This window comes from Glutamicibacter sp. NPDC087344, assembly GCF_044744225.1.
GTDB lineage: Bacteria > Actinomycetota > Actinomycetes > Actinomycetales > Micrococcaceae > Glutamicibacter.
Map to the genome: position 1 here is coordinate 364,916 of NZ_JBIUXY010000005.1, position 12,360 is coordinate 377,275.

The window sequence follows — 12,360 nt, forward strand, 5'->3', positions numbered from 1 at the left end:
GCCATGTCAACTAAATATTTCAGCACCTTTCCAAAATCCCCAAGTGAACGCACCAAAAGACCACCATATTGCGTTATGCTAATCATGACCTGTGTCACACTTCTAAACGGTTCATGCTCCCGAAAGCATTAGGGTAGCCTTAACCAAATCCTTGAAATCACTTCGCATCTAAGGACCATGGGGATCATGACAGTTATCGATCAATCACAATTTTCCGCTCGGCTACGACAAGTCACGCAAGATGACCACCAGTCGGCAGAGTCCAGCAAGTTCATCACGACGCTCATGGGCGGCGAACGCTCCGCGCGCGACTACACCCTGTTGATCGCGCAGTACCGCTACATTTACGCGGCGCTGGAGGAGGAGGTGCGCAAGCTGGCAAACGACCCTGAGCTGGCCCCGATCTTCAACCTCGCACTGGAGCGCTCGGCAAATATCGAGAAGGACCTCGCGGTCCTGCTCCCAGCCAATGGCTTCGATCAGGCGCCAGCGGCCCTTGAATCGACCAAAAACTATGTTGCGGCCATTCATGCCGCAGCGGCCGAACCAGCACGGCTGGTGGCCCACCACTACCTGCGCTACCTTGGCGACCTGTCCGGCGGCCTGGCTATTGGCAAGCTGGTGGCGCGCCACTACGATATTCAGCCCGAAGCGCTGAATATGTGGAATTTTGAAGACATCGAGAAGCCAAAACTCTACAAAGACGGCTACCGTCTGCAGCTGGATGCTTTCGGCCAGGACGAAACCCGCGCAGAAGCCTTGCTGGATGAAGCAAAACGCGGATTCCAGTGGAACAAATCCATGTTCGGGGAACTGCTGCAGGCTTCAGAGGAGCACCTCGCCGCCGCCTAAGCTGACGCAGAGTGCGGGCTACGTTGGCGTGTTTGGCGCCCAGCCCTCTTGGCGCCGCAGCTTAGCGACTCGGGGTGTCCTTCGGGTGTTGCCCTAACCGGCCACGGACGTCCAGCCACCGAATCAAAGCACCAAGAAGCCCCAGTTCACACAAGTGAACTGGGGCTTCTTGGTGCTTTCGCCACGCCAAAGGCTTAGCGACGCGAATGCTTAGGGCTGCAACGCCACACGGTTCGAGACGCGGAACTGAGCTGCACGATGGTTGTCCTTCACGTGGTCGCCTGCGCCGAACAGCTTGTTGCGCAGCGAGCCGGCGGCGTACTCGGTTTTGTAGGCGCCGCGGGCCTGCAGCTCCGGGACCACGAACTCCACGATGTCCTCGAAGGTGCCCGGGGTGATGGCGTAGGCCAGGTTGAAGCCGTCAACGTCGGTGTAATCCACCCAGTCGATCAGTTTCTCGGCAACCTCCGCGCCCGAGCCCACGGTGATGGGACCGAAACCGCCCACACCAACCCACTCGGCAAGCTGGCGGATGGTCCACGGATTGCCCTCGTCGCCGCTGGCCTTCTGGAAGGTCGCCACGGAAGACTGGATGGCGTTGGACTTCACGTCGTTGCCAATCACGTCATCCGGGTCGAAGGTCGACAGGTCGATACCCATCCAGCCCGAAATCAGCACCATCGCGCCCTCGATGTCGGCGTAGGACTTGTAGTCCTCGTACTTTGCCTGGGCCGCTGCTGAATCCTCGGCGGTCACAATGGTCTGCATGGCGAAGATCTTCACGTCGTAACGGTCGCGACCGGCGGCCTCTGCATGGTCGCGGATCTTGGTGACGGTCGACTTGAGCATTTCGCGGGTCGGGCTGGTGACAAAAACAGCCTCTGCATTCTGGGCCGCGAATTTCAGTCCGCGCGGCGAGGTGCCAGCCTGGTAGATGACCGGTGTGCGCTGGGTGCTCGGCTCGGTGATGGCGATGCCCGGGACCTTGAAGTATTTGCCGTCGTGGTTGATCGGGTGCACCTTGGCCGGGTCGGTGTAGATCCCGGTTTCCTTGTCCGCCTGCACCGCATCGTCTTCCCACGAACCTTCGAGCAGCTTGTAGATGACCTCGAGGTACTCATCCGCGTGGTTGTAACGCTCGTCGTGCTCCATCTGGTCTTCCTGGCCCATGTTGCGGGCCGCCGAAGGCAGGTAGCCGGTGACAACATTCCAGCCGACTCGGCCGTTGGTCAGGTGGTCCAAGGTGGCCAGGCGGCGGGCGAACGGGTAGGGGTGTTCATAGGCGGTGCCGGCGGTCACGCCGAAACCGAGGTTCTCGGTGACTGCCGCCATGGCAGAGACCAGCAGGAACGGATCATTCACCGGAGCCTGGGCGCCGGTGCGCAGCGGAGACTCGTTGGTGCCGTTGAAGACGTCGTAGGTGCCCAGCACATCGGCGATGAACAGCCCGTCGAACTTGCCCTTTTCCAGCACCTTGGCCAGGTGGGTCCAGTAGCCAATGGTTTTGTAGTCCGCGGCCTTGTCCTGCGGGTGGCGCCACAGCCCCGGGGACTGGTGGGCGACACAGTTCATGTCAAAGGCATTAAAGAGGATTTCACGCTGCGGGTTCGTTGGCTGGTTCTCACTCATGGTGGTGCCCCTTATTCGTAGTTCTGCGGTAGAAGTTTGTTGGGTGTGCCGTGACGGCTAGATGGTGTAGGCCTGGGATGGGCCGCCGAGTTCGCCGGTGACCGAAAGCCGCTGGGGCTGAACCCCGTTGATCTCATAGTCGCCCACGATGCGGGCCTTGTAGATGGCAGGGTTGTGGGTGGCGATGGTGCGGGCGTTGCGCCAGTGCCGGTCCATATTGCAGCTGCTGCGTGTGGAGGAGGCGCCCAAACCGTCAAAAAGTTTGCTGGTGGCGCCGATGACCAGCGGCTGCACAATCGTCTGCGCCCGGTTGGCGGCGAGTTCACACACCGCAAAACGCTCTTCGGCGTTCAGGTGCGTATCATTCAACGCCGATTCGACCTCCAGGACGGCGCCGATGACCACCGAATCCGCGGCGAACACCTCCGCGGAGACCTCCCCCACCAACTGCAAGACCTGCGGTTCGCGGTGCACCGGAACACCGGTGCCGGTGCTGAAGCTGCGGGTGCGCGACTGGACGGAGCTGCGCATATCGTTCAGCGCCGCCCGGCCGATGCCTGCCTGCACCGCCATGAGGACCAGCTGGAAAATTGCGGCTTCGGGATCATTGGGGTTTTCAGGCATGAAGCTGTCCACCGGAACCTGGTGGAATTCGGTGGTTCCGGTGCCGGTCAGTCCCTGGCCGAACCCATCCCAGTCGTCCAGGATCTTGACCCCGCTGTGCTGCGTTGAAACGACGGCGATCTGCCGCCCCGGGCGTTCGGGGTGGGCCACCGCGACGGTGGTCCAGTCCGCGAAGATGGTTCCGGTGCAGTAGAACTTTTCACCGTTGACTACCCAGCGGCCGTCCACCTGGCTTGCCTTGGTGTTCAGGGCGCCCAGCGCATTTCCGCCCTTTTCGGTGTAGGCGTTGCCGACAATCTGCCCCGCCGCAATGCGGGCGAACCACTTGGCTTGCAGTTCCGGGTCTTCCAAACGCAGCACGTCTTCAACAAATGCGATGTGCGCCCGCCAGAGCTGCCCCACGTGGGAGTCGGCCTCGGAAAGTTCAATCAGCAGGCGAAAAACGTCGCTGAGCCGGGCGCCGTGGCCGCCTTCCGAGACCGGCAGCCGCAATGCGCCGAATCGGTCTCGGTTAAGCAGTCCAACCTGTTCAAAGGGCAGGATGCGATTGCTGTCCCGATCCTTGGCCCCGGAGGCGATGTGCGCGAATACCGGGCGGAAGATTGCTGCCAGACGCTCGTAGTCCTCGTCGGCTCCCGGACCCGGCGTCACCTTCAGCAATTGACGGGTCGGGCGTTCCTCGGTGAACTGATCCAGCTCCAGAGCATTACCGGCCCCCGGCGTGCTCAGCGCGTTAAAGTCCACCTCAAAATCGTTTTGGGGTGCGCCAAAAGACATACAAAAGTCCTCGATTCTTTCCATCGATCCTGGCGGTAGCACCGTCCCTAGGGTGGGTGGTTGCTGCGGCGTCGTCGAGCCAGATCTCTCGGCCGCTCTGGATGGGTCGTAATCATTTGTAGCCGTAATATTCGGGCTAATCCAAGCCCCGAAGTCATATTTCGTCGCGGAAAAGACCCAAACTCTCCAGCCCGGCTAACGCCCATAGCGACAAACCGCCGAAGATGAGCCACACGTGAGGCGAAAAAATCGATCAAACCAGCATTCAATGAAATAAATAACGAAATTTCTCACAGTTTTCGCCGGTTGATCGAAGAATTTTCATGTTACGCAAGATTTGCATCAAAATCGTTCGAATGCGTGTAATAGATACGTAACCATCCCGAGCGGCCGAGAGATCTGGCTCTATGACGCCGCAGCAACCACCGTTGGATTCACGGATTCACGGCCGGTGCTACCGCCAGGACCGATGGAGATGATCATGGCTACTGCCTATGCCTTGCCTCAGCAAACGGCTACCACCGGAACATCCAGCGCGCTGTCCGTTGACTTCCACAATGTCTCGCGCACCTTCACCACCAAGAAGGAACAGCGTCTGGTGCTCAGCGAGGTCAACCTGCACATCGAGGCAGGACAGGTTGTGGCAATCCTCGGCGCCAGCGGCTGCGGCAAGTCAACACTGCTGCGTTCGGTCTCCGGCCTGGACCATCCCACGGGTGGCGCGGTGCTCACCGGGTCCCGCGAGGTCAACGGAATCAACGAGCTGTGCGCGGTGGCCTTCCAGGAGCCGCGCCTGCTTCCCTGGCGTTCGGTTCGCGAAAACATTGCGCTGGGCCTGGCACCGAAAACCGCCAAACACGATGGTGCCGAACTGATCAACCAGCTGCTGGAACTCACCGGGCTGACCCAGGCCGCGGACCTGCGGCCACGCGAAATTTCCGGTGGTATGGCGCAGCGAGTTTCACTGGCCCGGGCCTTGGCCCGCCGCCCCGGGGTGCTGCTGCTGGATGAACCCTTCGGAGCGCTGGATGCACTGACCCGGCTGAAAATGCAAGATCTGCTGCTGTCCATCCATGCATCGTTGCCCACCACCGTGCTGATGGTGACCCACGATGTCGACGAGGCGCTGACCCTCGCGGACCGCGTGATTGTCCTAGGACGACCCGAGGGACAACAGGGCGCCACGGTGATCGAGGATCTGAAATTGGCGGCCTCCCACCCACGCAGCCACAGCGATGAAAAGTTCATCGCGCACCGTGCGCACCTGCTCGGGTTGCTGGGTGTAGATCCCACCAACCATTAATCCGGGCGTTCGCCCCGCACTGACTCTTTTTGCACGGTTGTGTTCGCACAACCGCTACACTCGCACGCACAAATCAAGGAATTATTGATGTTCGCACACCGTTTCACCCGCCGCTCAGCCCTCACCTTGACCGCCCTGGCAGTTGGCGCCCTGGCCCTGACCGGTTGCGCCGGCGAGAACGCCGCCGCAGACGGCAAAACACTGTCCATCGACTTCGCCACCTACAACCCGCTGAGCCTGGTACTCAAGGAAAAGGGCTGGCTGGATGAAGCCGCCAAGGAACAGGGCGTCAGCATCGAATGGATCCAGTCCGCCGGCTCCAACAAGGCCAACGAAGCACTGCGTGCGGATGCCGTCCAGATCGGTTCCACCGCCGGCTCGGCGGCGCTGCTGGCTCGCTCAAACGGCTCCCCCATCAAAACCATCGCCCTGTACTCCCAGCCCGAGTGGGCTGCGCTGGTGGTCAATGAGGATTCCGATATCACCGGCCCGGCAGACCTGAAGGGCAAGTCGGTCGCCGCGACCAAGGGCACCGACCCCTACTTCTTCCTGCTGCAGGCCTTGGAAGAGGCCGGGCTGAGCGAAAAGGACATCACGCTGCAAAACGTGCAGCACGCGGATGGCCGCACCGCCCTGGCCAATGGTTCGGTGGATGCCTGGTCCGGCCTGGATCCGATCATGGCCGCCGCTGAGCAGGACGGCGCCAAATTGGTCTACCGCAACCTGGATTTCAACACCTACGGTGCCCTCAATGCCCGCGCGGACTTCATTGAAGAGAGCCCGGAGCTGGCCCAGCTGGTGGTTGATTCCTATGAAAAGGCCCGTGAATGGGCTGTCGCAAACCCGGATGAAACCGCAGACATCCTGGCCGAGGTTGCAGGGTTGGATACCGCAGTCGCCAAAACCGTGATCAGCGAGCGTTCAAACCTGGATGTCGACACCGTTCCGGGCGAAGCCTTCACCACGGTGCTGCGCAACATCGGACCAACCCTGGTGGCCAGCGGCGACGTGTCCGAGCAGAAATCCGTTGACGAGGCGCTTCAGACCCTGGTTGACGACCAGTTCGCCGCCAAGGCCAACGCCGAAAACGTCTCCGGAGAATAATCCCCATGTCCAGTCCAACCCAGCTCTCCGAACCAGCTGGCACCACCAGCAAACGATCCGCGCAGGATAAACCCGGTTTTGCCGCCAAGATCCTGCAGGCTCCCAAGTGGTTGCTGTCATTAATTCTTCCCGTGGTGATCATTGCGGTGTGGCAGTATGTCACGGTCAGCGGCATTGTGGCTCCGTGGTCCCTTCCTACCCCCGCAGCGGTCATCGCGGCCGGCGGAGAGCTGTTTGACGGCGGGGACCTGAGCAAACACATCGGCATTTCCACCCAGCGAGTGCTGTTGGGCTTCGCGATCGGTTCATTGCTCGGGTTGCTTTTCGGTGCCCTGGTTGGCTTGTCCAAGCTCGCCGATGCGCTGCTGAGCCTGAGCATCGGCGCGCTGCGTGCGGTGCCTTCACTCGCGTGGGTTCCGTTGCTGGTGCTGTGGATGAAGATGGGTGAGGATTCGAAGGTCACCCTGATCATCATCGGCGCATTTTTCCCGGTTTTCACCACGGTCTCCTTGGCCCTGCGCCACGTTGACGCGCATCTGGTGGAGGCGGCCCGTTCCTTCGGGTTCAAGGGGCTCCGGCTGTTGCGCACGGTTCAGCTTCCGGCGGTGGTCCCCTCGATCTTCTCCGGACTCCGGCTGGCACTGGCCCAAGCATGGCTGTTCCTGGTGGCCGCCGAATTGCTCGGCGCCTCCATGGGGCTTGGCTTCCTGCTGACCGATTCGCAGAACAACGGACGGCTTGACCGGCTGATCCTGACCATCATCCTGCTTGCAATCTTCGGCAAGATCACCGACGCATTGCTTTCGGTCGCCGAACGTTGGGCCATCCGGCGCTGGACCTAAAACCGGTTGCAGGACTACCCCCTCACTAATCCATTTCTCACCGCCCATTTTCAACTCAAGGAAAACTGCAATGACCACCGAATTGGCATCCAACACCGCAGCCGCACCCAAGGAAGCCCGCCACGAATTCTGGGACGAGGCAGCAAACCTTCTCGATTGGGAAACCCCCTGGCACACCACCAGCCAGATCATCCCGGCCGATCCGCAGGCCCAGCGCGGACCCCAGATTTCCTGGTACCTCGGCGGCACACTCAACGCGGCGGTGAACTGCGCCGACCGGCATGTGGCCGCTGGCCAGGGTGAGAAAGTCGCACTGTATTTTGAGGGCGAGCCGGGCGACCGCATCACGGTCACCTACCAGAACCTGCAGGATCGGATCTCCCAGGCCGCCAACGCCCTGCGTGAACTGGGCATCACCAAGGGCGACCGGGTGGTCATCTACCTGCCGGTGCTTATCGAAACGGTGGTGATCACCCTTGCCTGCGCCCGCATTGGCGCCATCCACTCCTTGGTGTTCGGCGGTTTCTCTGCCGAGGCACTGAAGTTCCGGGTGGAAGACACCCAGGCGAAGCTGCTGGTCACCACGGATGGGCAGTTCCGCCGCGGAAGTTCGGTCCCGGTGAAGGACAATGCGGATATCGCGGTCTCCGGTGAGAACAGCATCGAAAAGGTGCTGGTCATCCGCCGTACCGGTGATGAGATCGCGTGGAACGCCGAACGCGATGTGTGGTGGCATGAGGTTGTTGAAACACAGAGCACCGAACACCGCGCCGAGTACTTCGATTCCGAAACCCCGCTGTTCATCATGTACACCTCCGGCACCACCGGACAGCCCAAGGGGCTGGTGCACACCACCGGCGGTTACCTCACCCAGGCGGTCTTCAGCTACAACCTGCTGTTCGCCAACCCGGATGAGTCCCAGCGTGAGAATGATGTGCACTGGTGCACCGCCGACTTGGCGTGGGTTACCGCGCACACCTATGAGATCTACGGGCCGCTGTCCAACGGCGCCACCCAGGTCATCTACGAGGGTGTGCCCAACGCGCCGCACCCAGCACGCCATTTCGAAATCATTGAACGCTACCGGGTGAGCAGCTACTACACCGCACCTACCCTGGTGCGTTCCCTGATGGGCTGGTTCCCGGACGGGATTCCCGCCGAGTACGACCTGTCCTCCATCCGGCTTGGCGGCACGGTGGGTGAATCGGTGAACCCCGAAGCGTGGCGCTGGCTGCGCGCCCAGGTGGGGCGCGATACCCCTGAAGGCATCGCCATGGTTGACACCTGGTGGCAGTCCGAGTCCGGGGCCACGGTGCTTTCCCCGCTGCCAACCGACAGCCATTTCAAACCAGGCTGCGCGGCTCGGGCCTTGCCCGGGGTGAGTGTGGACATCGTGGACGCCGAGGGCAACACGGTGCCGGCGAACCAGCAGGGAAACATCGTGATCACCGAAACCGGGCCGTCGATGGCGCGGACGGTCTGGGGCAATCCCCAGCGTTACTACACCAGCTACTGGCAGCAGTATGTCTCCCAGGGCTGGTTCCTGGCCGGCGACGGCGCGCGCTTCGATGAGGATGGGGACATCTACATCCTTGGCCGCACCGATGACGTGATCAATATTTCCGGCCACCGACTGTCGACCATCGAGATCGAATCGGCCTTGGTGACCAACCCGGGGGTCGTGGAGGCCGGTGTCTGCCCAACTCCGGATGCCAAAACCGGGCATGCGGCCACCGCATTTGTGGTTCCGCTGGACAAGTCCCTGATCGCGGTGGACCCCGACGAGGCAACCGCCGCCCGGCAGGCGCAGTTCATCACGCAGCTGCGCGCAACGGTCACCGAACAGATCGGCCCGATCGCCAAACCGCGCGATGTGGTACTGGTTCCCGACGTGCCCAAAACACGCTCCGGGAAGATCATGCGCCGCCTGCTGACCCAGCTTTTTGAGGGAAGCACGCTGGGTGACACCACCAGCTTGCAAAATGAGCCATGCATCCCCGAGATCAATGAGATCTGCCGCGCCCGCGGCTGAACACACAAAGCTCGATAACCATCAAGGCTGGCCGGGCCCGTGCATGATGCACAGGCCCGGCCAGCCTTAATATATGGATCTTGCCATACCCTGAAGGTTAAGACTTCTCGCGGTCCTCCGGCTCGGTATCCACCGGTTCGGTCAGGATCCGCACCTGCGGTGTCTCTTGGGCCTTTTCGGTGGCATCCGGTGCCAGCTTCCTCGCCTCGACCACCGGAATTTCGGTGGTCATCAGGCTGAACCCACTGCCTTCGTGTTCATCTACCGCACGCGAAACAGAGTTTTCCAGCACCTGGCGTGCCACGGTGCTGCGCAGGACCAACGGGTCTTTGCTCAGGTCTTTCCAGATAGCGACGCACAGCAACAGCATCACTACGACAAACGGCAGGGCTGAGACGATGGTGATGTTCTTCAGGCCATTGAGCGCTTCGGCCGGATGGTCTCCACCGGCCAGCAGCATCACCGCGGCGACCGCTCCCGTGGCGACACCCCAGAAAATGATCGACTTGCGGGTCGGGTTCTCGGCACCCTTCTCGCTGAGCGCTCCCATCACGATGGAGGCCGAGTCCGCGCCGGTCACAAAGAAGATGGCAATCAGCAAAACGGACAAGATCATCAGGGCGACCGAAACCCACCCGGCCACCGGCAGCTGATCCAGCAGGTCGAAGAGCGCTAAGTCGAAGTTGATGTCCGGGACGCCGTCGACAACTTGAGCCAACTGCGCGGAAGTATCCCCCGCGCGCTCGGCGCGCTCCTGGATACCGATGGCGCCGCCGCCGAAGATCGCAAACCATACCAACGTGACGGTGGACGGTACCAGCAGGACACCGGTGACAAACTGGCGAATGGTGCGGCCGCGGGAGATACGGGCGATAAACAGGCCGACAAACGGGGTCCATGACACCCACCAGGCCCAGTAGAACACGGTCCAGGAGGACAGCCAGGAGGAGACCGCTTCATCGCCTGAGGCTGCCGTACGGGACGCCATCTGAGGCAGGTCGCCGATAAATGCGCCAATCGCGTTGGGGATGACGTTCAGGATGAACAGGGTGGGTCCACCGATGAACACAATCAAGGCCAGCAGCAGCGCCAACACCATGTTGGTATTCGACAGCCACTGAATACCACGTTCAATGCCGGAGACTGCCGAGGCGACAAACAGCGCGGTCAGGATCGCGATGATGACCACCAGGACGCCTGAACCGACCTTTTCCATCATGCCGGTGGCTTGGATTCCGCCGCCAATCTGCAGCGCCCCCAGACCGAGGGAACAGGCAGAGCCGAACAGGGTCGCCATGATCGCCAAAATGTTGATGACCCGGCCGCCCCACCCATGGATAGCGCGGTCGCCGAAAATCGGGGTGAACATCGAAGAGAAAAGCTGGGGCCGCCCCAACCGGAAGCTGCCGTAGGCCATTCCCAGTCCAACGATGGCATACATGGCCCACGGGAACAGGGTCCAGTGGAACAAGGTGGTACCCATGGCGGTGCTCAGCGCCGCGTCGGTTTGCCCCTCAACGGTGCCAGGTGGCGGTGAGAGGTAGAAGTACAGCGGTTCGCCGACACCGTAGAAAACCAGGCCGATGCCCATACCGGTTGCAAACATCATGGAGATCCATGAAACGGTGCTGAATTGCGGCTTCTCGTTGTCTTTACCCAGCGGGATACGCCCGAAATTTTTGGCCGCGACCACGATGGCGAACAGTGCGAAGACCGAGGCCGCGATGATGAACAGCCAGCCGGTGTTGGTGATAACCCAGTCGAGGGCCGCATCAGCGAAACTGCCCAGGCCTTCGGGGGTCGCAAAACCCCAAATAATAAAGGCCACCACGAGTACACCGGCAATGCCGAAGACCCAGGGGTCGGTTCCTTCTAGTTTGTACTTCTTCGGTTTTTGCTGCCGAGCTGAATGCAGCTCGCCAACGATCTCTTCAATAGATTGGTCACTCTGCTTCATTGCGTTCTTTCCCCACCAGCCAGGCAGGCGCCGTGTTAACGGCGACCTAACTCTCGGGGGCGCAAGCTCCCTGCGTGGGAACGCCATCCGGCCAGTGCATTTGGTTGAGGACTGCTTTGATTGCTTCGGTTCGTTGAATCCAAGATCGACCAGCTACACACGATCTCAGCTCTGGTGCTGCTCTTCGTAGTCTACTGACAGACTGAGTATTATGGCGGATAATTATCGTCGAATCTTGATTCAAGTGGACCCATTTCGGGCCTTTCCATCATTGGCGAGATCCGTTGCGAGGTCAAACTTTGAGAAATTATCACCCCGAAACCCGAGGCTTGATGCGCGATCCAGCCCCGTGCATTCAGGGGTTCCCACAAAATTTGTGACCTTCGTCGCCAGCATGATTTCATAATCAATTGGTGCGGTAAATGAGTTTACTTTCCTAGAATAACGCCCGATATTTATGGGAGAATTTCGCAAGGCGCGTAGGCTTCATTAGAGGCGAATTACTTCTACTTTAATGAAGATTTCCTCGGCTCCGCCGGACGCAAGCAGCCCCGCACTCGGCACACGCCCGCACCGCAGGCATTTCAAGCGTTCCAGCAAGCCTAACTTCCATATATTCACTTAGCCACATAAATACTAGTCAATGAGGTCTACATGGCCCGGGGTGCAAGTTCACCAAAAAGTAACCCACAACATCCCGATTCTTATCTTGACTCATTCAAAATAAGCAGGCATGCTTGGAACATGACATCAAAGGCAGGGATCGAGCAGGTGCTGAAAGAGGCATCCATGCGAGTGACGCAACCCCGTGTTGCGGTACTCGCGGCGGTGACTGCACACCCGCATGCCGACACCGAAACCATTATTTCGGCAGTGCATCGGGAGCATCCACAGGTGTCCCACCAGGCCGTCTATGATTCGCTCAAACTCTTCACGAGCTTGGGAGTTGTGCGACAGATCCAGCCTCAGGGACACATTGCCCGTTATGAAACCCGCGTCGGCGACAATCACCACCATGTGGTGTGCCGCCAATGCGGACAACTTGCGGATGTCGATTGTTCGGTCGGAGCATCCCCGTGTTTACATGCCTCGGATGACCACGGCTTCCATATAGATGAAGCAGAAGTGATCTACTGGGGCATTTGCCCGGATTGCCAGGCCAAGAGCAGCTGAGAAGCACCCATTAGTTCCCAAGCCCCGTCGGCTGGCTTCGAAAGCAGTTGATGGATGCTGTCCCACC

Annotated in this window: 9 protein-coding genes and 2 riboswitches; of the genes, 6 read left to right on the plus strand and 3 right to left on the minus strand. The window is 60.4% G+C overall.

Translation table 11 applies throughout. The features are described from left to right. Positions 1 to 186: 186 nt before the first annotated feature. A complete protein-coding gene (locus ACIOWL_RS11725) occupies positions 187 to 852 on the plus strand; it encodes a heme oxygenase (biliverdin-producing) (protein WP_400385001.1) in 666 nt (221 codons plus the stop codon). Between the two features lie 210 nt (positions 853 to 1,062). On the opposite strand, the gene ACIOWL_RS11730 is transcribed toward ACIOWL_RS11725, so the two are convergent. After that, positions 1,063 to 2,481, minus strand: a complete 1,419-nt coding sequence (locus ACIOWL_RS11730; RefSeq protein ID WP_400385004.1) for an LLM class flavin-dependent oxidoreductase — start codon at positions 2,479 to 2,481, stop codon at positions 1,063 to 1,065. 57 nt (positions 2,482 to 2,538) lie between these two features. Further along, on the minus strand, positions 2,539 to 3,882 hold the full coding sequence (locus ACIOWL_RS11735; RefSeq protein ID WP_400385007.1) for an acyl-CoA dehydrogenase family protein: 1,344 nt from the start codon (positions 3,880 to 3,882) through the stop codon (positions 2,539 to 2,541). 17 nt (positions 3,883 to 3,899) lie between these two features. Further along, positions 3,900 to 3,990: riboswitch (SAM riboswitch) on the minus strand. 266 nt (positions 3,991 to 4,256) lie between these two features. Then, a riboswitch (SAM riboswitch) is annotated at positions 4,257 to 4,358 on the plus strand. 5 nt (positions 4,359 to 4,363) lie between these two features. On the opposite strand from ACIOWL_RS11735, the gene ACIOWL_RS11740 reads away from it, so the two are divergent. From ACIOWL_RS11740 to acs, 4 genes are all read left to right on the plus strand, one after another. After that, the gene (locus ACIOWL_RS11740; RefSeq protein ID WP_400385010.1) at positions 4,364 to 5,185 is read left to right on the plus strand and encodes an ABC transporter ATP-binding protein; all 822 of its coding nucleotides are present in this window, start codon (positions 4,364 to 4,366) and stop codon (positions 5,183 to 5,185) included. 87 nt (positions 5,186 to 5,272) lie between these two features. Beyond that, positions 5,273 to 6,289 (plus strand): aliphatic sulfonate ABC transporter substrate-binding protein, encoded by a 1,017-nt coding sequence (locus tag ACIOWL_RS11745; RefSeq protein ID WP_400385013.1) that lies wholly within the window; start codon positions 5,273 to 5,275, stop codon positions 6,287 to 6,289. A 5-nt stretch (positions 6,290 to 6,294) separates the two neighbouring features. Next, on the plus strand, positions 6,295 to 7,131 hold the full coding sequence (locus ACIOWL_RS11750) for an ABC transporter permease (RefSeq protein WP_400385016.1): 837 nt from the start codon (positions 6,295 to 6,297) through the stop codon (positions 7,129 to 7,131). A gap of 70 nt (positions 7,132 to 7,201) precedes the next feature. Then, entirely contained in the window at positions 7,202 to 9,163 is a 1,962-nt protein-coding gene (gene acs / locus ACIOWL_RS11755) for an acetate--CoA ligase (RefSeq protein WP_400385018.1), read from the plus strand. 97 nt (positions 9,164 to 9,260) lie between these two features. On the opposite strand, the gene ACIOWL_RS11760 is transcribed toward acs, so the two are convergent. Further along, positions 9,261 to 11,120 (minus strand): BCCT family transporter, encoded by a 1,860-nt coding sequence (locus ACIOWL_RS11760; protein ID WP_400385020.1) that lies wholly within the window; start codon positions 11,118 to 11,120, stop codon positions 9,261 to 9,263. Positions 11,121 to 11,864: 744 nt separating this feature from the next. Between ACIOWL_RS11760 and ACIOWL_RS11765 the strand changes: the two genes are divergently transcribed. Next, positions 11,865 to 12,293, plus strand: a complete 429-nt coding sequence (locus ACIOWL_RS11765; protein WP_400385023.1) for a Fur family transcriptional regulator — start codon at positions 11,865 to 11,867, stop codon at positions 12,291 to 12,293. Positions 12,294 to 12,360: the final 67 nt, after the last annotated feature.